Below are 26,529 nucleotides of genomic sequence, written 5' to 3' on the forward strand. Positions count from 1 at the left end.
GCGTGCGGGGAGTGGAAGAGAGCTACACATTCGACCCCTGGATCGCGTCGATCACGGCGTCCGTCACTTCCTTCGTGGTCGCCTTGCCGCCGACATCCGGCGTCAGCACGCCGGCCGCGCAGACGCGCTCGACGGCCGCCATCAACCGGCTCGCCGCATCCTTCTCACCGAGATGCTCGAGCATCTGCACACCGGTCCAGAACGTCGCGACCGGATTGGCGATGCCCTTGCCGGTGATGTCGAAGGCGGAGCCGTGAATCGGCTCGAACATCGAGGGAAAGCGCCGCTGCGGATCGATGTTGCCGGTCGGCGCGACGCCGAGGCTTCCCGCCAGCGCACCGGCAAGATCCGAGAGGATGTCGGCATGGAGGTTGGTCGCGACGATGGTGTCGAGGCTCTTCGGCTGCAGCGTCATGCGCACCGTCATGGCGTCGACCAGCATCTTGTCCCAGGTGACGTCGGGGAATTCGGTCGCGACTTCCGCGGCAATCTCGTCCCACATCACCATGCCGTGGCGCTGCGCATTCGACTTGGTCACGACGGTCAGTAGCTTGCGTGGACGCGACTGCGCGAGCTGGAATGCATAGCGCATGATTCGCGTGACGCCGACGCGTGTGAACACGGCAACCTCGGTGCCGACCTCTTCCGGCAGGCCCTTGTGGGCGCGGCCGCCCATGCCGGCATATTCGCCCTCCGAATTCTCGCGCACGATCACCCAGTCGAGATCGCCGACGCCGACATTGCGCAGCGGTGAGGCGACGCCCGGCAAAATCTTGGTCGGCCGCACATTGGCGTATTGGTCAAAGCCCTGGCAGATCGGCAGGCGCAGCCCCCACAGCGTGATGTGGTCGGGCACGTCAGGTGCGCCGACCGCGCCGAAATAGATCGCGTCGAACTTCTTCAATTCGCTGAGGCCGTCGGCCGGCATCATCACGCCGTGCTTCTTATAATAGTCCGAGCCCCAGTCGAACGTTTTCACGTCGAAGGCGAGGTCGCCGCTGCGTTTTGCGAGAGCCTCCAGCACGCGGATTCCGGCCGAGATGACCTCGGGGCCGATGCCGTCGGCGGGAATGGCTGCGATCGAATGGGTACGCATGGGAAGGCTCCGTTTGAGAAGTCAGCGAGATTGCGGGACGGGTTCGATGGGCGCGGTTTTCGCGCGCGACAATAGCAGGGTCAGGACCGCCGAGAGAACGAGCAGGCCGGCGACGAAATAGAGCCCGCCGACGAAGCTGCCGGTCTGGTCCTTGATCCAGCCGATCATGGCGAGACCAGCGAAGCCGCCGAGATTGCCGATCGAGTTGATGGTGGCGATGCCCGCTGCAGCCGCAGGGCCGGACAGGAACAGCGTCGGCATGCTCCACAGCGGCGGTTTTGCCGAGGAGATGCCGATGTTCACGAGCGTCAGCGCGACCAGCACCGCGATCACGCCAGCCGCGAGGCCGGCATAGGCGAGGCCCAAAGCGGCGATCAGGCAGGCCCAGACGACGTGCCAGGTGCGCTCGCCGGTACGGTCCGAATGCCGCGCCCACAGGATCATAGCGATGACCGCGGCGGTTGCCGGCAGCGCATTGAGGAAGCCGACCTGGAGCGAGGACAGGCCGAACTGCTTGATGATCTGCGGCGCCCAGACGCCGAGCGTGTAGAGGCCGGCCGAGGTACCGAAATAGATCAGCGACAGTGCCAGTACGCGCGGATCGGCAAGGCCGCGCCAGATGCTGTGGCTGGCGCTGGCAGCCTTGCTGGTGGTTTCCACGTTCATGGTCTCGACCAGCCAGCGCCGCTCGGGATCACTGAGCCATTTCGCTTTCTCCGGGCGATCGGTGAGGAAGCCGAGCACGACGAAGCCGAGCAGCACGGCCGGCAGCGCCTCCAGCACGAACAACCATTGCCAGCCCTTGATGCCTAGCAGCCCGTCCATCTCCAGCAGCGCGCCGGAGATCGGTGAGCCCAGCACGGTCGAGAGCGGCGCGGCCGCCATGAACAGCGCCGTCACCGCCGCGCGTTGCCGTGCCGGGAACCAGTAGGAGAGATAGAGGATGATGCCGGGAAAGAAGCCGGCCTCGGCGACGCCGAGCAGGAAGCGCAGGATGTAGAAGCTGGTCGGCCCCTGCACGAACGCCATCGCGGCCGAGACCAGGCCCCAGGTGATCATCACCCGCGCGATCCAGATCCGCGCGCCGATCCTGTGCAGGATGATGTTGGAGGGCACCTCGAACAGGAAATAGCCCCAGAAGAAGATGCCGGCGCCAAAGCCGTAGACCGTGGGCGACAGGCCGACGTCCCTGTTCATCGTCAGCGAGGCAAAGCCGATATTGACGCGGTCGATGAAGGCGACGAAGTACAGCAGCATGATGAAGGGAACGATGCGCAAGGTGATCTTGCGCAGCACGCGCGTCTGAATCTCGCTTGCCACCCTGGCCTCCCGGTTGCCTTGTTGTCGTGTGGCGGACCGTGAGAGGTCCACGCCGGCAATGAGCCTAGGCGGGCGGAAGAGGCATACTCAATTGGCGCTGGTTTATACAAAAAAATGATATAATCCTCGAAAGGCCGCCACGACGTCATGGCCGGGCTTGACCCGGCCATCCACGCCTTGCGCCGCGGCAGGAGAACGTGGATGCCCGGGCCTTCGCCTCGCCGAAGCGGCTTCGGCCGCGCAGGCGGGACCAGCCCGGGCATGACGATGAGGACGGCAGATGGAATTGCACCAACTCCGATGCTTCGTGGCGGCGGCCGAGCAATTGCATTTCGGCCGCGCGGCGCAGCAGCTCCAGATGCTGCCCTCCGCGCTCGGCCGGCAGATCCGGCTGCTGGAGGAGGATCTGGGGACGCGGCTGTTTGCGCGGACCACGCGCGCGGTGTCGCTCACCGAGGACGGCGCGACGCTGCTGCGCGATGCCCGCGCCATCCTCACCAAGGTCGAGGCGGTCGAGAGCAACTTGCGCAACCGCTCGCGCGCGGGGGCCGCGCGGCGGTTGCGGGTCGGTGCCATCGACAGCGCGGCGGCGGGATTGCTGCCGCCGCTCTTGCGCGATTTCCGTGTCAGGCATCCCGAGATTGCGGTGCAGCTGCTCGAAGACAAGACCGTCCGGCTGCTGCCGAAGATTCTGACCGGCGCGCTCGATCTCGCCTTCGTCCGTCCGCCTGACCGGCGGGACAAGCGGCTTGAATTCCGCGACCTGCTGCAGGAGAGCGCCATCGTGGCGTTCCCGCAGCGGCATGCGCTGGCCGGACGAAAATCGATCACACTGGCCGACATCGCCGAAGAGGCGCTGCTGGTGCCGGACCGCCGCTCGCGGCCGCACAGCCACGACCTCACCATCAAACTGTTCGAGCAGGCCGGCCTGACGCCGCGCATCGTGCAGGTCGCCGACGAGAAGCAGACCATCATCAACCTCGTGGCAACGAAGCTCGGCGTCGCGATCGTGCCGCGCTGGACCGCGCGGATGGCGGTCTCGGGCGTGCGCTTCGTGCCGCTTCGGCCGAAGCAGAGCGGCCCCGTCGGCCGCCTGCCACTCGCCGCCGCGTGGCTGCGCGCCTCGCGCGATCCGGCCCGTGACGCCATGCTGGCGGTACTCGAGGTGCATCTGCGCAGCTATGCGCGAGAGGCGTGAGCGGCTATGACCTAAGCTGGAGAGAAGGTGGATGCGATGAATGAACAGAATGCGTCGAATGGATTGCGGGTGGCCATTGCAGGGCTGGGCTCGATCGGCACCAAGATCGCGACGGCGCTCGACCAAGGCATCGAAGGGCTCGCGCTGTCGGCCGTCGCAGTGCGCGACCCCGCAAGGCATCAGGCCTTCATGAACGGCCTGCGCCGTTCGCCACAAATCCTGCCGATCGACCAACTCGGCGAAGCCGCCGACATCGTGGTCGAATGCGCTCCGAGCCAGCATCTGCGCTCCATCGTCGAGCCCGCGGTGAAGCGGGGCAAGTCGGCGGTCGTCGTCAGCGTCGGCGGCCTGCTCGACAATTTCGATCTGGTCGATCTCGCCCGCGCCAATGGCGGCCGCATTCTCGTGCCGACCGGCGCGCTGATAGGCCTCGACGCCGTCAACGCCGCCGCCATCGGCACCATCCATTCGGTGAAGATGGTCACGCGCAAGCCGATCGACGGGCTGAAGGGCGCCCCCTTCATCGTCCAGAACAACATCGACATCGATAATCTGCGCGAGCCGCTCAAGCTGTTCGAGGGCAGCGCGCGCGAAGCGGCGAAGGGCTTTCCGGCGAACGTCAATGTCGCCGTTGCGCTGTCGCTGGCGGGGATCGGGCCCGATCGCACCCGGATCCAGGTTTGGGCCGACCCGACCGTGACGCGCAACGTTCATCGCATCGAGGTCGAGGCGGATTCGGCGCGGTTCTCGATGGGCATCGAGAACATCCCGTCCGAGAATCCCAAGACCGGACTGATCACCGCACTCTCTGTGATCGCGCTGCTCCGCAAGCAGCGTGCCACGTTGTGCGTGGGGACGTAGCTCTTACGCCCCCGTCACGCGCCAGATCACGTTGCCGACGTCGTCGGCCATCAGCAGCGACTTCTTGTCGGGGCCGATCACGACCCCGACCGGGCGGCCGTAGGATTCCTTCTCGTCCGGGGACAGGAAGCCCGACAGGATGTCGCGCGAGGGGCCGGACGGCTTGCCGTTCTCGAACGGAATGAACACCAGCTTGTAGCCGGACAGCTTGCTGCGATTCCACGAGCCGTGCTGGCCGATCACCATGCCGTCGGGGAAGCCGGGCAGGGTGCCTGCGGGCATCCAGCACAGGCCGAGCGAGGCGGTGTGGCCGCCGAGCGCGTAGTCCGGTTGAATTGCCCTGGCGACCATCGCCGGATCCTGCGGCACGCGGTCGTCGACGGTCTTGCCCCAGTAGCAATAGGGCCAGCCATAGAATCCGCCCTCGCGCACCGAGGTGAGATAGTCCGGCGGCGTCTCGTCGCCGAGGCCGTCGCGTTCGTTGACGACGGTCCAGAGCACGCCCGTCGTCGGCTCCCAGGCAAGGCCGACCGGATTGCGCAGGCCGGCCGCAAAAATGCGATGCGTGCCGGCGACGAGATCGAGCTCATAGACCGCGGCGCGGCCTTCCTCGACCTCCATGCCCATTTCGGCGATGTTGCTGAGCGAGCCGACGCCGGCATAGAGCTTCCTGCCGTCGGGGCTGGCGAGCAGGCTGCGCGTCCAGTGTCCGCCTGGCTTGAACGTGGTGAGCCGCTTGCCGGGCGCGGTGATGCGATCGGCATTGGCGAGGTAAGGAAACGCCATCACGCCATCGGTGTTGCCGACATAGAAGGTGTCGCCGACCAGCGCCATCCCGAACGGCTGGTTGAGGTTCTCCATGAAGGCGCCGCGAACTTCGGCGACGCCATCGCCGTCCTTGTCGCGCAGCAGCGTGATGCGATTGGCGGAGACACCGAGCGCCGCGGCGCGCCGCATCGTCGCCTGCATCGCATAGTGAAATACTGTGCGCGGGGGACCTGCGATCTGCGTCGCCTCCGCGATCAGCACGTCGCCATTGGGCAGCACCTCGATCCAGCGCGGATGGTCGAGGCCGCTCGCGAACGCATTGACCTTGAGCCCGGACGCGACGGTCGGCTTCTGGCCCTCGCGCCAGCCGCGCGCGGTCGGCATCTTCAGCGTCGGGATCGCGCCTTGCGGCTTCGCCTCGGGAATGGCCGGCCGCTCTCCCCACGCCGGCGCGGGCTCGGTGCCCGACAGTTTTCGCCATTGCAGCGCGATGCCGCCGATGAACGCGACGAACTGCGCGAAGATGCTGGAGAACGTCATGAGAAGCCCCTGTTTGCGCGCGCATCCAACTGGCTGACGGGGCACACGTCAACCTGTGCGACATGCCGGCGAGGCCTATTCCCGTGGAATGGCGGCCGATCGAATTTGCATGGGACGAACGCTACGCGTTGCAGCGCGTCCGGGAACACGAAAGTGGCGCGACTTGCTACGCCTTCACCGCGGCGACAGGAACGGAATGATCATCGGGACGCGGCGGCAATAGGCGCCGTAGGCGTCTTCGCCGAGCTCCTTCGACAGGAACACCTCTTCCATTCGGCCCTTCTGCCACATGCCGAGCGAGATCAGGATGGCGCCGAGGATCGCGGTCACCGTGCCGACCGCGATGCCGGTGGCCAGCATGCCGGCGATCAGGCCGGTGTAGATCGGATGACGGACGATGCCGTACGGGCCGGTGTCGATGACGCGGTGGTCTTCCTTGTGAGTGATGGTGTTCGACCAGAACTTGCCGAGATGCAGCCGCCCCCACCAGGTGAAGGAGATGCCGGCGAGCACGATCAGCGCCGTGATGTAAACGGCCGTATTGCTGAACACCCAGAGCGGCTTTTCGTTCAGCACCTCGGCGGTCCACGGCGTGAACAGGATGCCGCCGACCAGGATCGGAATGCGATAGCGGCCGGACTCCAGAGTCATCACCTGCTTCTGCGTGCGCCCTTGCCAGAACGAGGCGCCGACCCAGCTCGCGAGCCAGGCGAGCCAGATCAAGGCGAGCAGTTGCGTCGGCCAGGTCGTGGTCCAACCGCCCCAGGCGACAGAGAGAAGTTTGCTGAAATCGAAGGACATGAATGTTCTTTGCGTTTGGGCGGCGGCTCAGCTCGCGCGCGAGGAGAGCGCGGGATGCTCGATGGCGCCGGAGGGCTGCTGGCCGTTGCGGGCGAGGAGATGGGTGATGGTTTCGCGCAGGACCGGCTCGATCGGGCGCGGCGAATAGCCGAGCTCGGTGCGCGCCTTGCCGATCGAGAGGTCGCTCGCGGCGAGCGCGATGCGCACGCCCTCGGCGGTGCCGTTGGGCGGCCGGCGGGTGACATGATCGGCGATGTATTCGAGCATGATGGCGGAGAGCTCGGCGATCTTTCCGGGCACGACGAGCGGAAAATGCCGGCGGCCGCTCATCGCCGACATCATGCGCAGGATGTTGCCGAGCGGGACGCAGTCCCCGCCGAGGATGTAGCGGTGGCCGAGGCGCCCGCGTTCCATGGTCAGAACGAGGCCCATGGCGACGTCGCGGACGTCGACGAGATTGACCAGGAAGTTGAGATGCGGCTGCACCTTCTTCTGCAGGAAGTACCAGAGCATCGCGGTCGGCGGCGTCAGATTGTGGTCCGCGGCGCCGATCGGCATGGTCGGCGTGCCGATCACGAGCGGGAAGCCTGCGGCCGCCGCCTTGGCGGCATGGTGCTCGGCGAGCGATTTCGATCGCGTATAGGCGCCGGGCATCGCGTCGGCCGGCTGCAGCGCTTCTTCGGCGGGAACACCTTTGAGGTCGGAATATGGAAACAGGATCGATTCGGTCGAGCAGTGCAGGAAGCGCGACACGCCCCGCTTCATTGCCGCCGCGAGCACGATTTCGGTGCCGCGGCAATTCACGTCGTGAAAGTCCTGCTTGTTGGCGACCCACATGCCGGGCAGGCCGGCGAGGTGATAGACCTGATCGACACCGGCGATCGCAGCGTCGACCGCGGCGCCGTCCAGCACCGAGCCGTGGACGTGTTCAACGTCCGCGTTCGCCGCGGTCGGCGCACGGACATCGAGAACACGGACCCGCTGCCCACGGGCGCGGAGCGCTTCTACGAGGTGATGTCCGATGAAGCCACTGCCACCGGTAACCAGGACGAGAGCCATGCAGGAGGTTGCTGTTTCGCTTTTGGAGTTATCGGGTTGAAAGGGAATTGGCCGGAAGAGGCGCCAGAATCGCGGCAAGGTCGCGACGGAAGCCCAATGCAATGAATAATTTTGCCATCACGAACATCGGCCCCAGCAAAAGATGCGAGGGAAAAGTGAATAACGAGGCCTCACGGCCTTCGAAAACCTTGTGGCCGATGGCCTGCGCGGCGAGGCCGAGCACCACCAGCGTGGCGAAAATCGCCCACATCGACGCGGTGCTGACTTGCGCCGCAATGGTCGCCGCAACCGAAAACAGCACGACGGAGACGGCCAGAATACCGAGCCCGAGCGCCGCGTCGAGCAGCAGCCAATAGATCAATACCGGCAAGGCCAGGATCACAGCCAGGCTGACGTTGAACCCGAGCAGCGGAAGCTTGACCAGCGTCAGCGGCAGTACGGCGCCGGTGAACAGCAGCAGAATGCCGACCACATGCATCGCCGTATTCCGGGGATCACGATGGTACTCGACATACACGGCAAGTTGGCGCTGGAAAAAGCCACCCATTTCGGTCTCATGCAGCACAGGGTCGGGAAGGGCGAACATTGGCTATAGCACTGGACCGGGCGGTGCACAAACCGGCGCTTTTGTCGCGTGAAACCGCATTCGCGCGCCGGGGACAGGCTGCAAAATGGTCAGCACTTCAAGGGGTTCCTCAGCTGCGAGATCGCGTTCGCTCAGCGCTTCTTGGCGGGTTTTTTCGCCGCAGGCGCAGGAGCCGCAGCCGGACGCGGCGCCTCCTCGGGCAGCTTGGCATAGGTCAGGATCTGCAACTGGCCGTTGACGGCCGATGTCGGCTTGGCCCGGTCGAGAAATTGCTCCTCACCGAGACCGATCGGATGCAGCCGCTTGGTCGAGATCTTGAACGTGTTCACCAGGACGTCGCGGATCGCATCGGCCCGGCGCTGGCTCAGGATCGCATTGGCCTCGCGCGTCTTTGAATTGGATTCGACGTGGCCGACGATCAGGAAGGTGTAGGGCAGCAGCGAGGAGTGAACCAGCGCGTCCGCGATGCGGCCGACGGTCCGGTAGGACGCCGGCTGGATGATCGGCGTATCGGCGTCGAACTGGATCTGCGCATTGAAGGCCGGCAGCTTGGCGAGATCAGGCGCGATCAGCGGCCGGTTCACCGGTCCCGGATCGTTCTTGATCCTGGTCTTGGCGCGCTCCATCACCTGCTGCTTCAGCGCGGGCAGATCGACCTCGGCGGCTTCTTCGAAATGGTTCAGCTTGCCGACGATGTCGTCGCGGGTCGGCGCCTCCGTTTGTGCGCCGGCGGTGCCCGCAAACAAAGCGAGCCCCAGCGCAACAATCGTTTCGGCAATGAAGAGCCTGTTCGCGCGCATCAACGATACCCCGCGTCGTCGACGGCCTTGAGGCAGTTGTTGCTGATGCCCTTGGGCGTCGAGACCAGGCAGGGGATCGACTTGCTGGTCTCCTTGGTCGAGCCGCCGCAGACCTTGACGATCTCGCGCTGGCAGGCATTGGCCACCGTGACGCGCGCGGCGATGCGCTTCTGGATGGCGTCGAAGACGCCGAGATAGTCGCTCGCGCATTGCGGGGAGAGTACGTCGCGGTTGCGCGACAGGCACTCCTTCAGCCGGGTCGAATCCGGGTTGACGCCGCGGCAATTGGCGACGATTTCCGCGCCGCAGCTTGTCGCCAGCTTCCCGATCGAATCGCCAAAGCTCATGGTCTCCGCCGCCGCAAGCGACGGCATAACCAATGCAAGCACGATCAATGTGATGGAGCCCCGGACCATGGGTTTATCTGATACGGGGAAGTTCGCGGTGGTCAAGGGGCGTTCGGGCGAGAACTGTCGAGAGTTCGACAGGTGCGGCGAACAGTCCTCACTCCGTGGTCTCGTTCACGGGAGGCCATTCGATCAGGACGGCCGTGTGGTTTCTGAGGTCGTCGGCCAATTCCGGATCGGCCTCGAGCTCAGCCAGCGTCCGCGGCGAAGGAAGCTGGCGGCCGTCCTCGATCAGGTCCTGCGCATAGAGCGCGAGCGCCTCGGGCGCATTCTCGAGGGCCTCGTCGACATCGTCGCCGCCGGACATGCAGCCGGGCAGGTCCGGAAACCACAGGCTGACGGCGTCCGGATCTGCTTCCTCGATGATGGCGACGTACTGAGCCATATCGGGCCTCACGCCCTTTGCACAAAGCTGTCCACGACCTTCTTCTCGCCGGCCTTGTCGAAGGCGATGGTGAGCTTGTTGCCGTCGATCTTGGTGACACGGCCGTAGCCGAATTTCTGGTGGAAGACGCGATCGGACAACGAGAATTCCGAGGTGGTGCCGGTCGACTTGGCCACCAGCTCGCCCTCGATCGTCAGGGGCCCGCGGCGGCGCGAGGAGAAGCTGCCGAAATCGGGGCCGGCCGATGAGGAGGATGAGAACGTCGCAGCTTCTTCCTCGAAGCCGCCGCGTCCGCCGCCGCGGTTGCGGTTGGCCTGCGCGCGCTGCCAGCCCGGCGTCGTGTAGCTGGAGCCGAACGCCTCCATGTCGTCGAAGCGCGAGGCGCCGTAGCCGCCGGTGCCGCCCCAGGCCGAGCCGCCCTTGGATTCCGTGATCTCGACATTGGCCGCGGGCAATTCATCGAGGAAGCGCGATGGAATCGTGGTCGACCAGGTGCCATGGATTCGGCGGTTGGTCGCAAAGTAGATCTTTGCGCGGCGGCGCGCCCGGGTCAGACCGACATGGCCGAGCCGGCGCTCTTCTTCCAGGCCGGCGCGGCCCTGTTCGTCCAGCGTGCGCTGGCTCGGGAATAGCCCTTCCTCCCAGCCCGGCAGGAACACGTTGTCGAATTCGAGCCCCTTGGCCGAATGCAGCGTCATCAGCGACACGGCATCGTCCTCGGCGCCGCCCTCGCGGTCCATCACCAGGGAGATGTGCTCCAGGAATCCTTGCAGGTTCTCGAACTCCTCCATCGAGCGCACGAGCTCTTTCAGGTTCTCCAGCCGGCCCGCGGCGTCCGCCGAACGGTCCTTCTGCCACATCTCGGTATAGCCGCTCTCGTCGAGCACGATCTGGGCGAGGTCGGTATGCGCGGTGACCTCGCGCTGGGCGCGCCAGCGGTCTAACTGGCTGATGAGATCGCGAAGCGAGCCGCGCGCCTTCGGCTTCAGCTCGTCGGTCTCGACCACCGCGCGCGCCGCCTCGAACAAGGGGATGCGGCGCTTGCGGGCGTGGTCGTGCAGCATCTGCACGGTGGCATCGCCCAAGCCCCGCTTGGGCGTGTTGACGATGCGCTCGAAGGCGAGATCGTCGGCCGGCGAATTGATGACGCGCAAATAGGCCAGCGCGTCGCGGATCTCGGCGCGCTCGTAGAAGCGGGGGCCGCCGATGACGCGGTAGGGCAGGCCGAGCGTGACGAAACGGTCTTCGAACTCGCGCATCTGGTAAGAGGCGCGCACCAGGATCGCGATCTCGTTGAGCTTCTCGCCCTGGCGCTGCAGCTGCTCGATCTCCTCGCCAATGCCGCGCGCTTCCTCTTCCGAATCCCAGGAGCCCGTGACCGTGACCTTCTCGCCGTCCTGGTCCTCAGTGCGCAGCGTCTTGCCGAGCCGGCCTTCGTTGTGCGCGATCAGATGCGAGGCGGCGGCGAGGATGTGGCCGGTCGAGCGGTAATTGCGCTCGAGGCGAATGACCTTGGCGCCGGGGAAATCGTGCTCGAAGCGCAGGATGTTGTCGACCTCGGCACCGCGCCAGCCATAGATCGACTGGTCGTCGTCACCGACGCAGCAGATGTTCTTGGTGTGGGGCGCGGCAGCCACCGTCATTCCGGGATGCGCCGAAGGCGCAGACCCGGAATCTCGAACTGATGACTCATCTCCAGATTCCGCGTTCGGGCCTTCGGCCTGCCCCGGAATGACGGCATGTTGCGAAGGCCGCGCCGCCGGCGCCTGCGACAGCAGACGCAGCCACAAATATTGCGCGACGTTGGTGTCCTGGTACTCGTCGACCAGGATGAATTTGAAGCGCTGCTGGTACTGCCTGAGAATGTCGGGGTGCTCGCGGAAGATACGGATGTTCTCCAGCAGGAGATCGCCGAAATCGGCCGCGTTCAAAATCTTCAGCCGCTCCTGGTAGCTCGCATAGAGCTTGCCGCCTTTGCCGTTGGCGAACATTGCGGCCTCGCCCGCGGGCACCTGCGACGGCATCAGGCCGCGGTTCTTCCAGCCGTCGATCAGGCCGGCCAGCATCCGCGCGGGCCAGCGTTTTTCGTCGATGTTCTCGGCCTGGAGCAGCTGCTTGAGCAGCCGGACCTGGTCGTCGACATCGAGCACGGTGAAGTTCGACTTGAGCTGCGCCAGCTCGGCATGGGTGCGGAGGATGCGGCCGCCGATGGAGTGGAAGGTGCCGAGCCACGGCATGCCCTCGACGGCGTGGCCGAGCATCTGGCCGAGCCGGTGCTTCATCTCGCGCGCGGCCTTGTTGGTGAAGGTCACCGACAGGATCTCGGAAGGGCGGGCGCGGCCCTGGCTCAGGATATGGGCGATGCGCGTGGTCAAGACGCGCGTCTTGCCGGTGCCGGCGCCGGCCAGCACCAGGACCGGGCCGTCCAGCGTCTCCACCGCCTCGCGCTGCTCCGGATTGAGCCCGGAAAGGTATTTCGGGCCCACCGAGGCGCGCGCACGCGCGGCGATGCCGCCGGCTGCGGGCTGGTGGTCGGGTACGCCTGTGATCTTGCTCGGCTCGGTCATGCGAATCATTGGCCCCACGATGGCACCGCGGGGTGACGGAAGGGAGCCTTCTTAACAGGGATTGGTGCCTATATGGGGGCGCCAGGAAGGGTTTTCCACGTGCGTGGCAGGCCGATTTGTTCCAGCACGGGGCGCGAATTTCGCTCCCGCCTGGGCCGGAACTATCGTTCCGGCGTCGAGATTGTCAGGCAGGTGGCGCGGCGAGCCGCGTCGACGCAGACGACATCAAGACGAGGGTTTGACCATGCTTGGCTGGGTTGTGACGTTCCTGGTTATCGCACTGATCGCCGGCATCCTGGGCTTTGGCGGCATCGCCGGCGCTTCGATCGAGATCGCCAAGATCATTTTCTTCATCGCAGTTGTCCTGTTCCTGGTCTCGGCCGTGGTCGGCCTCGCCCGCGGCCGCAACAGGATATAGCGGCTATCTTCACCTCTCCCCGTCGGGGAGAGGTGAACTACGACGCGGGCTAGGTGTCACCGCTTCGACGGCATCGCCACGCTTCGGCCGATGCCCTCAGGCCGCGGCACGGCGCTGTGGGCCTTTGTGACCGCAGCGATGCGCTCGCGGATATCGGACGGAAATGGCGCAACACGTCGCGCGGTCATGTCCATGTGCAGCGACATGTTCTCGGATGTTGCCGACAACCAGCCTTCGGTTGCGTGCCGCATCTCCTCGAATGTGTGCAGCCGCTTGTCGTCGGCCTCCAGCAGCCAGACGAAAATCTGCACGGGATCGCCGAGGTGGATCTCGCGCAAGTACCGGACGTGGCATTCGGCGGTGAAGGTCGAGCCGCCTCGCTCCTTCATGTAAGTCGGCCCGATCCCGAGCTCGAGCCAGAGCTGGTCGATCGCGCGGTCGAACATCACATTGTAGTAGGCCATGTTGAGATGGCCGTTATAGTCGATCCACTGCGGCTCGATCTGCATGATCGAGGTGCGAAACGGCTCGGCTTTGGGTGCTGAGGCGGCGGTCTCCGGCATTGTTCCTTCCAGCTATGCGTCCGGTCGCTTGACTTGACCGGTTTTATGTCCTTTGCCACGGTTCTTCTGTCGGGAGGAATTCCGTGGGTACGACCATCACCAATAATCCGCCGCGGCCGGAGCCGAAAGCCCTCGCAAGCGCGCTGGAGCAGCTTGCCGCACGTTTCGGCAACCGCCTCATCACCTCGCAGGCCGTGCGCGAGCAGCACGGCCATACCACCACATGGATCCCTAACCAGCCGCCGGATGGCGTGGTGATGGCGCAGGAAACTGCCGACATCCAGGATGTGGTGCGGATCTGCGCGAAACATCGCGTGCCCGTCATTCCCTTCGGCACCGGCACCTCGCTCGAAGGCCAGGTCAACGCGCCCGCCGGCGGCATCTCGATCGACCTGCGCGACATGAACAAGGTGCTCGCGGTGCATGCCGAGGACCTCGACTGCGTGATCCAGCCCGGCGTCACTCGCAAGGCGCTGAACGAGCATCTGCGCGACCAGGGCCTGTTCTTCCCGATCGATCCCGGCGCGGATGCTTCGCTCGGCGGCATGGCCTCGACCCGCGCCTCCGGCACCAATGCGGTGCGCTACGGCACCATGCGCGACAGCGTGCTGGCACTGAAGGTGGTACGCGGCGATGGCGAGATCATCACCACAGGCACGCGCGCGAAGAAGTCTTCCGCCGGCTACGATCTGACCCATCTGTTCGTCGGCGCCGAGGGCACGCTCGGCATCATCTCGGAACTCACCATTCGCCTGCGCGGTATCCCCGAGACCATCGCGGCCGGCGCGGTGTCGTTCGAGACCGTGCACGGCGCCTGTCAGGCGGTGATCCTGGCGATCCAGACCGGCATTCCCGTGGCGCGCATCGAGCTGCTCAATGCCGCACAGGTGAAGGCCTGCAACGCGTACTCGAAGCTGACGCTGCCCGAGACGCCGCTGCTGCTGCTGGAATTCCACGGTAGCGAGATCGAGGTCGCCGAGCAGTCCAAGGCGTTCGGCGAGATCGCGAAGGAATGCGGCGGCGGCGATTTCTCCTGGACCACCAAGCCGGAGGACCGCACAAAACTGTGGCAGGCGCGGCACGACGCATACTGGTCAGTGAAGGCGCTGCGGCCCGGCGACAGCATCGGCGTGGTTGCGACCGACGTCTGCGTGCCGATCTCGCGGCTCGCCGATTGTGTCAGCGAGACCGAGGAGGATCTCAAGCGCCTCAATTTGCTGTCGCCGATCGTCGGCCATGTCGGTGACGGCAATTTCCACTGTTCGCTGGTTTGCGACACCAACGATGCCGCCGAGATGGCGCGCGGCGAGGAGTTCATGCATCGCCTGGTCGAACGCGCGCAGGCGATGGACGGCACCTGCACCGGCGAGCACGGCATTGGCCAGGGCAAGCAGAAATATCTCAAGGCCGAGCTCGGCCCCGAGGCGCTCGATGCGATGCGGGCGCTGAAGAAGGCGCTTGATCCGCTCAACATCTTCAACCCCGGCAAGATCGTGCCGGAGGCGTAGCACCGCGCCGCACGACCCGGGAACTTTAGGCATTCTTCCCGGTTCCAATTCCCGCCAAGTTCCGATGCCTCAATGGCAGGCTGTGCGCGGGAGGGTGCGATGGTGCGACCGGTCATTCGAATTGCCGCGGTGGCCTTTGCCTGCATGCTGGCGGGTGCGGCGCTGGCCAAGGGCGGACATGGTGGCGGACATGGCGGCGGCCATGGCGGCGGACATGGCGGTGGGCATGGCGGCGGGCACGGCGGTGGGCATCACGGCGGCGGCCATTTCCGTGGGCATGCCGGCGGGCACGCGCACGGCGGCGGGCATTATCGTGGAATGCGGTTCACAACCGGCGCCCGGCGTGGCGGCCCGAATTTCGGTCAGATCCGAAATGCCGCCATACGGCCGGCGAACTTCCGCAAGGCCCTGAACGCCAGCGCATTCCGGAACGGGCGGCTGATCAGCAATCCGGCGGCCCGCGCACAGATCGCAGCGGCAGCCGCGCTCGCTGGCTGGAGCGGCGCGAGCAGTGGATGGTGGCAGCATGCGGGCGGCGGCTATGGCTGGGTCGGACCGCTGTTCTGGCCGTTCGCCTATAACGACCTCTACGATTACACGATCTGGGGCGACGGGCTCGGCTTCTGGGGCTACGGCTATCCGGACATCTATGCCGGCATTTTCGGCCCCTACGGTTATGATCGCCTGTCGGCCTATCTGCCGCAGCAGCCGCAGGGACGACGGCGGGCGCGCAGCGCGCCGCTCGATCAGCTCTGCGGCAGCGATCGCCGTGCCATCGTCGGTGTGCCGATCGATCAGATTGCAGCCGCGGTGCAGCCGACGGATGCGCAGGGCGCCGCTCTCGATGCGCTCGGCAACGCCTCGATCGACGCGGCAGCGCTGATCCGTGCGTCCTGTCCGACCCAGGCCGCAGCGACTGCGCCGGGCCGGCTCGCGGCGATGCAGCAGCGTGTCGAGGCGATGGAGAAGGGGGTCGATCTGGTCCAGCCCGCGCTCGAGACGTTCTATGGTTCGCTTAACGACGAGCAGAAGGCACGTTTCAACGCGCTGGCCGAGGATCAGCGTCGTGCCACGGCATCGAACAATGCGAGCGGATCGCCGGTACAGAATTGCAGCGTGTCCGCCGCGTTCGATTGGCCCGGCGCCACGATCGAGGAAAGAGTTCGGCCCAACGATACTCAGCGCGCGGCGCTCCAGGTGCTCCAGGACACCAGCGCCAAAGTCAGCGCATCGCTCAAGGCGGCCTGCGAGCCCAATGATGTGATGACACCGCCCGCCCGCATGGCCGCGATCCGCAAGCGCCTCGATGTCATGCTGGACGGGATCAAGTCGGTGCGCGCGGCGCTCGACGATTTCTATGCCACGCTGAGCGACGAGCAGAAGGCGCAGTTCGAGGCGATCGGGTCGCGTCGCATGTCCTGAACGTCGCGAGCAATCAAATCAAGGGTGGGACAATGAAGTGGTTCGCAACGCGGCAGCCGGCCGACATCTGGGATGAGCCGGTCGAGGGACCTGTCGGCGACATCGACGCGGTCGCGCGAATTCGCAACATCTGCCAGGCGGCGGGGGCGAGCGCCGAAGCTGTCGCAGGTTCCGCGCAGACCGGCAAGCGCGAGCGCTACGAACGGGCGGCCCGTGTCGCGATGGAAATCGCGATGAAGATCGCCGACGATCTGATGCGCGACGATGCGGTCCGCCGCATCGTCGACCTCTGCATGAAGGCTGAGGACATCAAGACCGCACAGATCCTCTCACGTGCAATCCAGGCGGCCTGGATCCGGGAGGCGTTAGCGCGGGATCATCCGACATTGGTGCAGTGAAAGTGCAGGGCCACGAATACTTTGGGATCCGTGTCCCGGACGCGCTGCAACGCGTGGCGTTGCTGCGCTGCGTCCGGGGCTACGAGAGTTCGTCGCCGGCCATCGACGGCAAGGTCCGCGCGGGTGGTACCCTCAGTACCGGCCGCGATCGTGATAGTCTCCGCCGCGGCCGCCCATTCCCATGCCGAGGCCGATACCAACACCGATGCCGATGCCTTGCATGACAGCCTCGGGCGGCGGACCGCGATCCGGCGGCGGCGCGCGCTCGTAGACCACCTGGTCGGACGGCGGTCGTCGCTTGGGTGGCGTCTCGACCACCTTGCGCTTCGGCGGCGTGTCGTCGACGCGCTTCTTGATGACGGGCGCGACCGCCGGGTTGACCGGCGTCGCCGGTGTCGTGGGCGCCGAGCACGGACAGGTCGGAGCCATCGCGACCGCGACAGGCGTCGCCGCGGCGGCAACCGGCAAGGCATAGTTGCGGTTCTGCACGCGCAGCAGCAGCCGGCGCGCGGTTGCCGCGAGATCGCTGTTGTCCCAGTTCGCGAGGTAAGCCTCGAACGAGGCGCGGGTGTTGATGGCGACCGCGCGCTCCCAGGCCAGCATCTGGCGCCGGCGCTCCAGCACCGTGCGCAGGCGCGGCGTGTAGGAAGCCTGCGCGTAGAGCTCGATATAGGCCTGATACGCTTCGACGGTGTCATCCGCGATCACGAGCTCATAGGCGGCCTTGGCATCCTTGCCCTGCAAATCCTTGCGCCAGTCCGCGACGCTGCGCGTGCCGCTGGTGAACGCCATCGCGGATGCGCCGGGAATAGCAGGCTGACTGCCGCTGCTGTCGCCGAAGAACTTGAAGTCGGTGGTCAGTGACGAGCTCTCCCAGGGGATCTGCCGGCCGTCGGTCGATTGCGCCACGGCGACGCGGATGCGCTTGAAGACTTCCTCGATCGGCAGATTGGGCTGCTTGGCGATGCTCAACGCAGCAGTGGTGTAGGGGCTGTCGATGCCGTTGCCGTCCTCGGCCTCGGCGCCGGGCGAGGTCGAATAGGAGATGAAGGAGCCGGGCGCGCCGGCCTTGGTGTCGACGATCGCAAGGCCGTGGCCGGCGCCGCTGAGTGCGGGGAACGGGTTGTTGCGGCAGGCATCGAGCATGAAGATGCGCGCCCGCGTCGGCAGTGCGCCGAGCGTGTTGAGCAGATCGTTCAGCCGCACGCCCTGGAGCGGAATGTCGGCCTCGCGCTTGGGGTCGAGGTCGACGGGCACCAGATAGTTCTCGCCGTCGATCTGCAGCGCGTGGCCGGCATAGAACACCAGCGCGACGGTGTCGGCGCCGCTGGCGCCGACCTTGCCTGCGAAGTCCGAGATCGCCGCGCGCATCTCGGTCTGCGCCAGGTTGGCGGCCGTGGTGACGGTGAAGCCGGCACTGCCAAGCAGTTCCGTCATCGCCTTGGAGTCATTGGCGGCGTTGGGCAGTTCCGGCACGGTGCGATAGGCGGATTGGCCGATCACCAGTGCAAGCCGCGCTTCCGCGGCGGCCTCCGTTGGCGTCATCAATTGGGCGAGTGCGAGAAGACCGGAGGCAAGGAACAAATTGCAAAGGACTGGATGGCGCATGATGTCACCTCCATCGGCAATGCGCACGATGATGTCACTTTTTGTAGGTCTGCGCCATGAAGCCGTCTGTGCGCTGGATCACGCAGGGGCCGCGGCAAAATGGGGCAGGGAGTCTGCCGAAGGCGCAGCATCGTTTCGGGGCAATCCATGTGAATTGCGCATCGATCCATGCTCCAATTGGATCGATACCCAACGTGCGCGACGGCGTCCTGCTCGGACATCGGCCGGCAAGCCGATCCTCAGCGATGATTTCCGGAAAAATCCCCTCGTTTCACCGTGTGGCCGCACTGCCGATGATCACCACGCACTGCTCCGCGACGGCTAGCCGCCACGCTTGCCTGTGCCGTCGCTTTGACCATACAGTCCCGCAACAGCCTGCGGCAACGACCGCAGCGAACAAAAAGAATCGGGGAGAGACCGCACCATGACCATCGTGCCCGTGAACCGTCGCGCGTTCATCAAGTCATCGGCGGCGGTCACCGCCGGCCTCGTGCTCTCTCCCGCCATCATCGGGCGCGCCCAAGCTGCGACCCTGAAGCTGAAATGCTCCTCGTCGCTGCCGAACGATCCCAAATATGCCAACGGCCGCGTCTACTATGACAATCTCGTCAAAAACCTGAAGGCGAACGGGCTGGGCGAGCAAGTCGAGGTCGCCTTTTTTCCCGACAACCAACTCGGCCAGGAGATCGACGTCATCAATTCGGTGAAGCTCGGTGTCATCGACCTCATGGTGTCGGGCTCGTCGATCTCGGCCAATCTGGTGCCGCTGGTCGGCACCTTCGATCTCGGCTTCCTGTTCTCGAGCTTCCCGCAGCAGACCAAGGCGTTCGACGCCGGCGCCGCCAAGCCGATCGAGGACGCGCTGCTTAGGGGCGGCAACATCCGCATCATCGCCTGGGCGTATAATTTCGGCTCGCGCAGCGTGCTGGCGAAGAAGGCGGTGAAGACGCCGGAGGATCTCGCCGGGCTCAAGATCCGCACCCTGCCAAATCCCGTCATCACCGAATGTCTGCGCCTGATGGGCGCGGCCGCCACGCCGCTGGCGTTCGGCGAAATCTACACGGCGTTGCAGGCCGGCGTACTGGATGGCCTGGAGCACGATCCGCCGACGATCCTCGCCAGCAAGTTCTTCGAGACCGCGAAATTCTACGCGCTGACGCAGCACAATTTCTCGCCGCTCGCGATCTACTTCAGCGACATGACCTACAACCGCATGGATCCGAAGCTGCGCGAGGGCTTTCTCGATGCTGCAAAGAAGGCCGCAGCAGACACCCGTGCCCATGGACTCGCAGTCGAGAAGGAGGCGCTCGCGGCCTTGGCCGAGAGAGGCGTGACGGCGGCCGAATGCGACCGCGAGGCCTTCAAGAAGCGCGTCGCACCGCAGACCGAGAACTTCATCAAGGCGCGGCCGGAGTCCAAGGCCGTCATCGACATCATCCGCGCGACGCAAGCCTGAGATGACCAAATCCGACGTGGCAATGTCGGCCGCCGTGCCCGTCTCGGACGGCCGCCACGGAAGCATCACCCTGCTGCTTCGCGTCAGCGATGCGATCGCGGCCGTCCTGCTGGCCGCCGATCTCGTCGTGGTGTGCGCCTCCGTGCTGCTGCGCTTCTTCTTCAACGCACCGGTCGAATGGTCCGACGACGTCGCGCGCGGATTGATGGTCGGCTCGGCCTTCTTCGGTGCGGCGAGCGCACTCGCGCGCGGCGAGAATGTCGGCGTCTCCTTCTTCCGTGATCTCTTGCCGCTGCGGCTGCAGACGCTGGTCGATGCCGCCAGCGCGCTGCTGATCGTGCTGATCTCCGGCTACGTCGCCTATAACGCCATCAAGCTGGGTTCGCTCACCGCCGGCCAGACCACCGGTTCCGGCCTGCCGCTGGAGCTGACCTTTTATCCGATGGGCATCGGCGCGCTGTTCATGACGGTGTTCGCAATCGATCATCTCTGCGCGCGGCCGTTCCCAGACATTTTCAGGGGCCTGGCTGCGATCATCGTCGTGACCGGCCTCTATCTCGCCTGGGACTATCTGTCGCCAGCCTCGGTGCCGTCGGCGGGCACATTGATGCTGATCGGCTTCTTTGCAACCCTGTTCGGCGGTTTGCCGATCGGCTTCGCGCTGGCGCTCGCCGCGCTGATCTTCATCTGGGTCGAGGGCGCGCTGCCCGGCGTCATCTTCGCCCAGCAGATGGCGCGCGGCATCGACAATTTCGTGCTGCTCGCGATTCCCTTCTTCATCCTCGTCGGCTATCTCATGGAAGCCAACGGCATGTCGTTGCGGCTGATCGAGCTGCTGCAGCGCGCGGTAGGGCGTATGCGCGGCGGCCTCAACGTCGTGATGGTGGCCTCGATGGTGCTGTTCTCGGGAATATCAGGCTCCAAGATGGCGGATGTCGCCGCGGTCGGCTCGGTGCTGATCCCGGCGGCGCGCCGTTCCAGGCAGAACCCCGGCGGCGCGGTGGCGCTGCTGGCGGCCTCCGCGGTGATGGCGGAGACCATCCCGCCCTGCATCAACCTGATCATTCTCGGCTTCGTGGCGAACCTGTCGATCGGCGGCCTGTTCATGGCCGGGCTGCTGCCGGCGGCGCTGATGGCGCTGGTCCTGATCGCGGTGTCCATCATGTTCGGCAAGCGGCCGGCGGAGGCCGAGGACGTTGCGCCACAGGCGCCGGTGTCCGGGCTCTGGAGCGGTGCGATCGCCGCGTTCGGCCTGATCTTCATGATCTTCTTCGGCTTCAAGACCGGCTTCGCCACCGCGACCGAGATATCGGCCTTCGCCGTGGCCTATGCGCTGGTCGTCGGCAGCGCCGTGTTCCGCGAGCTCGGCTTCAAATCGGCCGCGCATAGCTTCGTCCAGGCGGCGACGCGCGCGGGTCTCGTGCTGTTCATCGTCGCTGCCGCGCAGTCGCTCGCGTTCACGCTGACCTTGCAGCAGGTGCCGCACGCGGTCGGCGATTTCATGCTGGGATTGTCGAAGACCTCGGGCGTCTGGCTGTTCATCCTGCTCGCGATCGCCGTGCTGATCGTGATGGGGTCGGTGCTGGAGGGCGCGGCCGCGCTGATCATCTTCGGGCCGCTGCTGCTGCCGGTCGCCGTGCAGCTCGGCGTCGATCCCCTGCATTTCGGTGTCGTTCTCGTCATCGCCATGGGCATCGGCCTGTTCGCGCCTCCTCTCGGGCTCGGCCTCTACGGCGCCTGCCTGATCGGCAACGTGTCGATCGAGCAGACGGTGAAGCCGATCATGGGCTATCTCGGCCTGCTGTTCCTCTGCCTGCTCGTCATCGCCTTCGTGCCATGGCTCTCGACCGCGCTGCCGCGGGCATTCGGCTACTGAAGGAGTTTTGTCGTGAAGGTCCTGCTCGCGCACACCCCGGAGATGCGGCGCAATTATTACGGCGATCGTAGCCTGAACGGCCTGCGCGCGGCCGCCGAGGTGGTCCTGCACGAGGGCGATGATCCGCTGGACGCAACCGGCCTCGTGCGCGCCGCCAAAGACGTCGACATCATCGTCGCCGATCGCATGACGGAAGGACGCGGCGAGATCTTTGCGCAACTGCCGCGCCTACGCGCGTTCGTCCGCTGCGCCGTCGACATCCGCAACGTCGACGTGGACGCGGCTTCACAAGCTGGCGTGCTCGTGACCCGCGCCGGTCCCGGCTTCGTGCAAGCGGTGGCCGAGCTCGCGCTCGGCTTCATGGTCGACCTCTCCCGCGGCGTGTCGCGGGCCACGGCGGACTATCGGGCCGGGCGAAAGCCCGAGGCGCGGATGGGCCGCCAGCTCGCCGGCAGCCGGATCGGCATCATCGGCTATGGCAGTATCGGGCGCTATCTCGCCGAGATCGCAAAGGTGCTGCGCATGGAGGTGCTGGTCTCCGATCCCTTTGCGGCCGTCCGCGACAGCGCAATCCGGCAAGTCGGCCTCGACGAGCTGCTCGCCGCATCGGACTATGTCGTCTGCCTCGCTATCGCCAACGAGCAGACCGAGAACCTGATCGGCGAAGCGGCGCTGGCACGCATGCAGAAGCATGCCGTCTTCATCAATCTCTCCCGTGGCAATCTCGTCGACGAAGCGGCGCTGGCCCGCGCTCTGCGCGAAAACCGCATCGCCGGCGCGGCGATGGATGTCGGCCGCGCTCCCGACCAGATGCCGACACCCGAGCTGGCGAGGCTTCCCAACGTCATCGCCACCCCGCATGTCGGCGGACTGACGCCGCAGGCCATCGAATACCAGTCGCTCGAAACCGTGCGGCAGGTGGAAGCGATCGTGCGGGGCGAGGTGCCGCAAGGCGCCGTCAACGCCGAGCGCTGGACGCGCCGGCCCTGAGCTGCCACCGCCTTGAACGTCCCGTCCTTCTGAACTGGATTGGCGACAAATTGACGCCAACGTTCTCTGTGCTGGGGCAAGGCGTGGATGGCCGGGTCAGGCCCGGCCATGACGTTGTGCAAGCTTTGGCGCCCAAACTTTGACGTCACGTCGCGCAGCGGGCATGCGCGAAAAGCGCTTGACCGCAATATCCCAAGATGGTCCGAGAGTACCGTCTAGGGATGAAATAAGCACACCATGCGGCTTCCGTTCTTCTACGGCTGGGTCGTGGTCGCCGTGACCTTCGTCACCATGGCCATCGGCGTCAACGCGCGCACCGCCTTTTCATTGTTCTTTCCGCCGATCATCTCCGAATTCGGCTGGGAGCGCGGCGTCACCGCGGGCGCCTTCTCCTTCGGCTTCGTGGTGTCGGGCGTGGTCAGCCCGCTGATCGGCCGCCTGATGGATCGCGCTGGTCCGCGCGCGGTGATGGAGCTCGGCGTCGTGCTGATGGGCGGCGGGCTGCTGCTCGCACCGCTGACCAGCCAGCCGTGGCATCTCTATGTGACCATCGGCGTCATGGTCGGCGCCGGCAGCGTCTGTCTCGGTTATTCCGGCCAGTCGCTGTTTCTGCCGAACTGGTTCATCCGCAAGCGCGGCTTCGCCATCGGTATCGCTTTCGCCGGCGTCGGCATCGGCTCGGTGACGCTGCTGCCGTGGGTGCAGCACATGATCGAACAGACCGGCTGGCGCACCGCCTGCACGGCGATGGGACTGCTCGTCCTGATCGCGCTGGCGCCGATCAATCTGCTGCTGCGCAAGCGCCCCGAGGACATCGGCCTTCAGCCGGACGGCGATGCCGCGCCGGCCGCAGGCGCGACGAAATCCGTCTCCAACATCGTCGATCCGGTCTGGGCCGGCACCGAATGGACGCTGCAACGCGCCGTCACGACCGCGCGTTTCTGGTGGATCGCGCTCGGCTATTTCTGCGGCCTTTACATCTGGTACGCGGTGCAGGTGCACCAGACCAAATTCCTGCTCGACATCGGCTTCAGTCCCAGCGTTGCGGTGTGGGCACTCGGCATCGTCAGCCTGCTCGGCATTCCCGGCCAGATCGCGCTGGGGCATGTCTCCGATCGCATTGGCCGGGAATGGGTCTGGGCGATCAGCTGCGCAGGCTTTGTCGTCTGCTTCGCTGCGCTGATCGCGCTGAAGTATCAATCTTCGTTCTGGCTGGTTTATCTCATGGTGTTCACGCAAGGCGCGCTCGGCTACGGCCTCACCTCGATCATGGGCGCGGTGGTGTTCGAGATTTTCCAGGGCAGGCACCAGGGCAGCATCTTCGGCACGATCATGCTGGCGGCGCTGGCGGGTGGTGCGGCCGGACCGTGGGTGACGGGCTTCCTCTATGATCGCGCCGGTGACTACACGCTGGCTTTCGCCGTCGCAATGGTCGTGAGCGGATTGTCGGCGTTCGCGATCTGGCAGGCCGCGCCGCGCAAGGTGCGGGCCGTGGCCGGCCGGCTGCACGAGCTCGAAGCAGGATCCGAATAGGTTGCGTGCGCATCAAGATGCAATGAAGTCATCGGCATAGCACCAGCAAGAAGTCCACGCTCACGGCGAACCCGGCGCTCGATGCTCACGCTCGGGCGTCGGGGAAATTCACCGCTGGCCGGCATTCGGTCCACGTAGACGCCGACGCGCTTTCACAAACGCACGATCGACAGACGACGAGCTGTCGAAGCATTGAACGGAGATCCCGCGAGATCCGTTGAAATCTCTTGTGAAAACGCCTTGTGACAAGGGATGCGGCAGCAGTCACACGGCTACGGTTCCAACGCGCAGGTCTGGACCGTCGTTTGCCGATGTCGGATATTTGAATCTGATTTGGCGGTGGCGCTGCGCTCCCCAATCTCCTCAGATAAGAGATGCATCCCATGGCACAGGGCGCCTTCGCGCAGAAGCTCGAACGATTTTTGCATTTGAAGGATGCGCCGCCGACGCTGGTCACGCGTTCGCTGCGCAGCGCCGAGCTCGCCGTCACCGAAACCCGCGATGATCATCCCATGACGCGTCTTTCCGAGTCGATGCCCGCGGAGGACGCCTATCTCGTCAGCCTCAAATTCCGCGATTTCGCCGATTGCGAGTGCTGGGAGCGCGGCCGATGCGTGGTCAAGAGCGATATCCGCGCAGGCGCCACCTATCTGTACGATCTGAAACGTGATCCGCGCTACGTGATCGACAAGCCTTTCCATTCCCTGTTCTTCCATCTGCCCCGGTCGGCGTTGGACGACACGGCGAGGCAAGCCGGCGCACGGCGCATCGGTGAGCTCGCCTATCGGCCCGGCGTCGGCCATGACGATGTGACGGTCCGCCATCTCGGCGCATCGTTCCTGGCGGCGTTGCGGCAGCCTGAAGAGGCCAACCAGCTCTTCATCGACCACATGATGCTTGCGCTCACCGCACATGTCGCGACGACCTATGGCGGTTTGCGGCGCGCCGCCGAGCCGGCGCGCGGCGGCCTTGCCGCCTGGCAGGTGAAGCGAGCTTGTGAAAGGCTGGAGTCCGATCTCCGCGGCAAGCTCTCGCTGGAGAAGATCGCAGCCGAGTTCGATCTCTCCGTCAGTCATTTTTCCCGCGCATTTCGCGTCTCCACCGGCCTGCCGCCGCACCAATGGCTGCTGCGTCAGCGCGTGGACACGGCCAAGCAATTGATGAGGGTGCGCGAGCTGTCGCTGGCGGAGATTGCGATATCGGCCGGGTTCGCCAATCAAAGCCACTTCACGCGCGTGTTTTCCTCGGTGGTCGGCATCAGCCCGGGAATGTGGCGCCGTGAGGCGCAGGGCGCGCTGGACAGCGAAACCTGAGCTTCCGCTCAGCGGCGCCCGGTCCGGGAGATGGCGTAGGCAGCGCGCCGCGCCGCAAACATCTCGTCCGGCGGATGGCCGATGCCTTCGGCAAGGTTGGCTGGATTGAACAGAGCCGCGTCGCACGCCTCGTTTGATTCAGCGCCTGTTATCACGATCGCCGCTGGGCCTCGACAAGGGATGTCGGCGTGGCTGCGCCGCTCGGGAACTCTGGCAGGACGGAACCCTGGCTTCGAACGATGGGGTCTTGTTTGTGGCGCGGCGCGGATCGAAGCGTCTTTCCCAAAGCGAGCATGCCTTGTCCGATCCTGCGACAAATCCCGCAGCCCGCCTGCTAGGCGGAAGCCAGCCCCGTCCTGCGCCTGAGATCCGTGATGGCGCGCAGAAAACTGTCGGCCGGCGTCGTCTCCGGATCGATCAGCCGGTGCAGGCGAAAGCCATCCTCCAGCGCGAGCACGACGGAGGCGATCCAGGGCGGATTCAGATTGTCGTTGCGCGCGTTGCTCTTCAATGTCGCCTCGACGATGTCGGCGACCAGCTTGCGTCGCGCCCGCAGGCGTTTGGCCAGTTCGGGCCGGCGCTTCTCGGCGCGCGCGACGAACAGGATCATCTCCATGTGGAGGAGGGGCGAGCGGCCGAGTGGATCCTGTCGGCTGCGATCCATCGCCTTCAGCGCCGCGATGAAGTCGTCGAGATTGTCGTGCTGCGCGAGGATGTCCAGGTTGCGCCGGATCGACTGCTCGACGTGGTCCTCGAGCATGGCGATGATCAGTTCGTCCTTGCTCTTGAAGTTCGAATAGAACGCGCCGCGGGTAAAGCCCGCCGCCGCCGCGATCGCCTCGATGCTGGCGCCGCCGATGCCGTCTTCTTCAAACACGCGGGCGGCCGCTTCGAACAGCTTGTCGCGCGTGTCGTCCCTGGTCGGTCTGGTTCTCACCCTTGACATCGGCGCAGATTAGGGCAGACTGCAACTCGATACAACAATGTATCGAGTTGATAATTTCAGGGATGGTTACGCCGGGCGATTGAGGGCAGCCTTGCGTATTCGTGTCATGC

24 protein-coding genes are annotated in these 26,529 nt (G+C 65.5%); 11 read left to right on the forward strand and 13 right to left on the reverse strand.

The annotated features are described in order from the left end of the window. Positions 1–22: 22 nt before the first annotated feature. Positions 23–1,096: a tartrate dehydrogenase gene (locus BRAD3257_RS11945; protein WP_122401995.1), complete on the reverse strand. Its 1,074-nt coding sequence runs from the start codon at positions 1,094–1,096 to the stop codon at positions 23–25. Between the two features lie 21 nt (positions 1,097–1,117). Then, on the reverse strand, positions 1,118–2,416 hold the full coding sequence (locus BRAD3257_RS11950; RefSeq protein ID WP_122401996.1) for an MFS transporter: 1,299 nt from the start codon (positions 2,414–2,416) through the stop codon (positions 1,118–1,120). 280 nt (positions 2,417–2,696) lie between these two features. Here BRAD3257_RS11950 and BRAD3257_RS11955 point away from each other — a divergent pair, with 280 nt between their 5' ends. Further along, a complete protein-coding gene (locus BRAD3257_RS11955; RefSeq protein ID WP_122401997.1) occupies positions 2,697–3,614 on the forward strand; it encodes a LysR family transcriptional regulator in 918 nt (305 codons plus the stop codon). 36 nt (positions 3,615–3,650) lie between these two features. Next, a complete protein-coding gene (locus BRAD3257_RS11960) occupies positions 3,651–4,475 on the forward strand; it encodes an aspartate dehydrogenase (protein WP_122401998.1) in 825 nt (274 codons plus the stop codon). A 3-nt stretch (positions 4,476–4,478) separates the two neighbouring features. Here BRAD3257_RS11960 and BRAD3257_RS11965 read toward each other — a convergent pair whose 3' ends face one another. The 8 genes from BRAD3257_RS11965 to BRAD3257_RS12000 all read right to left on the reverse strand — a co-directional run bounded on the left by BRAD3257_RS11965 (position 4,479) and on the right by BRAD3257_RS12000 (position 12,397). Beyond that, the gene (locus BRAD3257_RS11965) at positions 4,479–5,783 is read right to left on the reverse strand and encodes a PQQ-dependent sugar dehydrogenase (protein ID WP_122401999.1); all 1,305 of its coding nucleotides are present in this window, start codon (positions 5,781–5,783) and stop codon (positions 4,479–4,481) included. A gap of 174 nt (positions 5,784–5,957) precedes the next feature. Continuing rightward, positions 5,958–6,584 (reverse strand): methyltransferase family protein, encoded by a 627-nt coding sequence (locus BRAD3257_RS11970; protein ID WP_028178310.1) that lies wholly within the window; start codon positions 6,582–6,584, stop codon positions 5,958–5,960. Between the two features lie 27 nt (positions 6,585–6,611). After that, the gene (locus tag BRAD3257_RS11975) at positions 6,612–7,643 is read right to left on the reverse strand and encodes an NAD-dependent epimerase/dehydratase family protein (protein ID WP_122402000.1); all 1,032 of its coding nucleotides are present in this window, start codon (positions 7,641–7,643) and stop codon (positions 6,612–6,614) included. Between the two features lie 28 nt (positions 7,644–7,671). Continuing rightward, positions 7,672–8,190: an Mpo1 family 2-hydroxy fatty acid dioxygenase gene (locus tag BRAD3257_RS11980; protein WP_162500174.1), complete on the reverse strand. Its 519-nt coding sequence runs from the start codon at positions 8,188–8,190 to the stop codon at positions 7,672–7,674. A 170-nt stretch (positions 8,191–8,360) separates the two neighbouring features. Further along, a complete protein-coding gene (locus tag BRAD3257_RS11985; RefSeq protein ID WP_122402001.1) occupies positions 8,361–9,029 on the reverse strand; it encodes an OmpA family protein in 669 nt (222 codons plus the stop codon). After that, positions 9,029–9,445: a hypothetical protein gene (locus BRAD3257_RS11990; RefSeq protein ID WP_122402002.1), complete on the reverse strand. Its 417-nt coding sequence runs from the start codon at positions 9,443–9,445 to the stop codon at positions 9,029–9,031. The genes BRAD3257_RS11985 and BRAD3257_RS11990 overlap by 1 nt, the downstream gene beginning before the upstream one ends. A gap of 88 nt (positions 9,446–9,533) precedes the next feature. Further along, positions 9,534–9,821: a type II toxin-antitoxin system HicB family antitoxin gene (locus BRAD3257_RS11995; RefSeq protein WP_122402003.1), complete on the reverse strand. Its 288-nt coding sequence runs from the start codon at positions 9,819–9,821 to the stop codon at positions 9,534–9,536. Between the two features lie 8 nt (positions 9,822–9,829). Next, positions 9,830–12,397, reverse strand: coding sequence for an ATP-dependent helicase (locus tag BRAD3257_RS12000; protein ID WP_122402004.1), 2,568 nt, complete (start codon positions 12,395–12,397; stop codon positions 9,830–9,832). A 235-nt stretch (positions 12,398–12,632) separates the two neighbouring features. On the opposite strand from BRAD3257_RS12000, the gene BRAD3257_RS12005 reads away from it, so the two are divergent. After that, entirely contained in the window at positions 12,633–12,806 is a 174-nt protein-coding gene (locus BRAD3257_RS12005; RefSeq protein WP_008556598.1) for a DUF1328 domain-containing protein, read from the forward strand. Between the two features lie 56 nt (positions 12,807–12,862). Here BRAD3257_RS12005 and BRAD3257_RS12010 read toward each other — a convergent pair whose 3' ends face one another. After that, a complete protein-coding gene (locus tag BRAD3257_RS12010) occupies positions 12,863–13,369 on the reverse strand; it encodes a thioesterase family protein (RefSeq protein WP_122402005.1) in 507 nt (168 codons plus the stop codon). 83 nt (positions 13,370–13,452) lie between these two features. On the opposite strand from BRAD3257_RS12010, the gene BRAD3257_RS12015 reads away from it, so the two are divergent. The 3 genes from BRAD3257_RS12015 to BRAD3257_RS12025 all read left to right on the forward strand — a co-directional run bounded on the left by BRAD3257_RS12015 (position 13,453) and on the right by BRAD3257_RS12025 (position 16,697). Further along, positions 13,453–14,877: an FAD-binding oxidoreductase gene (locus BRAD3257_RS12015; protein ID WP_122402006.1), complete on the forward strand. Its 1,425-nt coding sequence runs from the start codon at positions 13,453–13,455 to the stop codon at positions 14,875–14,877. Between the two features lie 99 nt (positions 14,878–14,976). Continuing rightward, positions 14,977–16,299 (forward strand): Spy/CpxP family protein refolding chaperone, encoded by a 1,323-nt coding sequence (locus BRAD3257_RS12020; protein WP_162500175.1) that lies wholly within the window; start codon positions 14,977–14,979, stop codon positions 16,297–16,299. Between the two features lie 32 nt (positions 16,300–16,331). After that, on the forward strand, positions 16,332–16,697 hold the full coding sequence (locus tag BRAD3257_RS12025) for a hypothetical protein (protein ID WP_122402008.1): 366 nt from the start codon (positions 16,332–16,334) through the stop codon (positions 16,695–16,697). 132 nt (positions 16,698–16,829) lie between these two features. On the opposite strand, the gene BRAD3257_RS12030 is transcribed toward BRAD3257_RS12025, so the two are convergent. Then, positions 16,830–18,305, reverse strand: coding sequence for a caspase family protein (locus tag BRAD3257_RS12030; RefSeq protein WP_122406507.1), 1,476 nt, complete (start codon positions 18,303–18,305; stop codon positions 16,830–16,832). A 424-nt stretch (positions 18,306–18,729) separates the two neighbouring features. Here BRAD3257_RS12030 and BRAD3257_RS12035 point away from each other — a divergent pair, with 424 nt between their 5' ends. The 5 genes from BRAD3257_RS12035 (at position 18,730) to BRAD3257_RS12055 (ending at position 25,473) form a co-directional block, all read left to right on the forward strand. Then, complete coding sequence (locus BRAD3257_RS12035; protein WP_122402009.1) at positions 18,730–19,761, forward strand: TRAP transporter substrate-binding protein; 1,032 nt, start codon at positions 18,730–18,732, stop codon at positions 19,759–19,761. Positions 19,762–19,783: 22 nt separating this feature from the next. Next, on the forward strand, positions 19,784–21,637 hold the full coding sequence (locus tag BRAD3257_RS12040; RefSeq protein WP_162500561.1) for a TRAP transporter large permease: 1,854 nt from the start codon (positions 19,784–19,786) through the stop codon (positions 21,635–21,637). A 12-nt stretch (positions 21,638–21,649) separates the two neighbouring features. After that, positions 21,650–22,627 (forward strand): hydroxyacid dehydrogenase, encoded by a 978-nt coding sequence (locus tag BRAD3257_RS12045; RefSeq protein WP_122402010.1) that lies wholly within the window; start codon positions 21,650–21,652, stop codon positions 22,625–22,627. Positions 22,628–22,864: 237 nt separating this feature from the next. Next, positions 22,865–24,160 carry an MFS transporter gene (locus BRAD3257_RS12050; RefSeq protein ID WP_122402011.1) on the forward strand — a complete coding sequence of 432 codons (1,296 nt, stop codon included), beginning with the start codon at positions 22,865–22,867 and terminating at the stop codon, positions 24,158–24,160. Positions 24,161–24,543: 383 nt separating this feature from the next. Further along, the gene (locus BRAD3257_RS12055) at positions 24,544–25,473 is read left to right on the forward strand and encodes a helix-turn-helix transcriptional regulator (protein ID WP_122402012.1); all 930 of its coding nucleotides are present in this window, start codon (positions 24,544–24,546) and stop codon (positions 25,471–25,473) included. A gap of 334 nt (positions 25,474–25,807) precedes the next feature. On the opposite strand, the gene BRAD3257_RS12065 is transcribed toward BRAD3257_RS12055, so the two are convergent. Then, a complete protein-coding gene (locus tag BRAD3257_RS12065; RefSeq protein WP_122402013.1) occupies positions 25,808–26,419 on the reverse strand; it encodes a TetR/AcrR family transcriptional regulator in 612 nt (203 codons plus the stop codon). Positions 26,420–26,529: the final 110 nt, after the last annotated feature.

Origin of the sequence: Bradyrhizobium vignae, from assembly GCF_900324035.1 — a bacterium.
GTDB lineage: Bacteria > Pseudomonadota > Alphaproteobacteria > Rhizobiales > Xanthobacteraceae > Bradyrhizobium > Bradyrhizobium vignae.

Excerpts from the sequence above, each read along its gene's own strand:
- BRAD3257_RS11945 (WP_122401995.1), bottom strand. The coding sequence starts at position 1,096 with ATGCGTACCCATTCGATCGCAGCCATTCCCGCCGACGGCATCGGCCCC.
- BRAD3257_RS11955 (WP_122401997.1), top strand. The coding sequence starts at position 2,697 with ATGGAATTGCACCAACTCCGATGCTTCGTGGCGGCGGCCGAGCAATTG.
- BRAD3257_RS11960 (WP_122401998.1), top strand. The coding sequence starts at position 3,651 with ATGAATGAACAGAATGCGTCGAATGGATTGCGGGTGGCCATTGCAGGG.
- BRAD3257_RS11965 (WP_122401999.1), bottom strand. The coding sequence starts at position 5,783 with ATGACGTTCTCCAGCATCTTCGCGCAGTTCGTCGCGTTCATCGGCGGC.
- BRAD3257_RS11970 (WP_028178310.1), bottom strand. The coding sequence starts at position 6,584 with ATGTCCTTCGATTTCAGCAAACTTCTCTCTGTCGCCTGGGGCGGTTGG.
- BRAD3257_RS11975 (WP_122402000.1), bottom strand. The coding sequence starts at position 7,643 with ATGGCTCTCGTCCTGGTTACCGGTGGCAGTGGCTTCATCGGACATCAC.
- BRAD3257_RS11980 (WP_162500174.1), bottom strand. The coding sequence starts at position 8,190 with ATGGGTGGCTTTTTCCAGCGCCAACTTGCCGTGTATGTCGAGTACCAT.
- BRAD3257_RS11985 (WP_122402001.1), bottom strand. The coding sequence starts at position 9,029 with ATGCGCGCGAACAGGCTCTTCATTGCCGAAACGATTGTTGCGCTGGGG.
- BRAD3257_RS11990 (WP_122402002.1), bottom strand. The coding sequence starts at position 9,445 with ATGGTCCGGGGCTCCATCACATTGATCGTGCTTGCATTGGTTATGCCG.
- BRAD3257_RS11995 (WP_122402003.1), bottom strand. The coding sequence starts at position 9,821 with ATGGCTCAGTACGTCGCCATCATCGAGGAAGCAGATCCGGACGCCGTC.
- BRAD3257_RS12000 (WP_122402004.1), bottom strand. The coding sequence starts at position 12,397 with ATGATTCGCATGACCGAGCCGAGCAAGATCACAGGCGTACCCGACCAC.
- BRAD3257_RS12005 (WP_008556598.1), top strand. The coding sequence starts at position 12,633 with ATGCTTGGCTGGGTTGTGACGTTCCTGGTTATCGCACTGATCGCCGGC.
- BRAD3257_RS12010 (WP_122402005.1), bottom strand. The coding sequence starts at position 13,369 with ATGCCGGAGACCGCCGCCTCAGCACCCAAAGCCGAGCCGTTTCGCACC.
- BRAD3257_RS12020 (WP_162500175.1), top strand. The coding sequence starts at position 14,977 with ATGGTGCGACCGGTCATTCGAATTGCCGCGGTGGCCTTTGCCTGCATG.
- BRAD3257_RS12025 (WP_122402008.1), top strand. The coding sequence starts at position 16,332 with ATGAAGTGGTTCGCAACGCGGCAGCCGGCCGACATCTGGGATGAGCCG.
- BRAD3257_RS12030 (WP_122406507.1), bottom strand. The coding sequence starts at position 18,305 with ATGCGCCATCCAGTCCTTTGCAATTTGTTCCTTGCCTCCGGTCTTCTC.
- BRAD3257_RS12035 (WP_122402009.1), top strand. The coding sequence starts at position 18,730 with ATGACCATCGTGCCCGTGAACCGTCGCGCGTTCATCAAGTCATCGGCG.
- BRAD3257_RS12040 (WP_162500561.1), top strand. The coding sequence starts at position 19,784 with ATGTCGGCCGCCGTGCCCGTCTCGGACGGCCGCCACGGAAGCATCACC.
- BRAD3257_RS12050 (WP_122402011.1), top strand. The coding sequence starts at position 22,865 with ATGCGGCTTCCGTTCTTCTACGGCTGGGTCGTGGTCGCCGTGACCTTC.
- BRAD3257_RS12055 (WP_122402012.1), top strand. The coding sequence starts at position 24,544 with ATGGCACAGGGCGCCTTCGCGCAGAAGCTCGAACGATTTTTGCATTTG.
- BRAD3257_RS12065 (WP_122402013.1), bottom strand. The coding sequence starts at position 26,419 with ATGTCAAGGGTGAGAACCAGACCGACCAGGGACGACACGCGCGACAAG.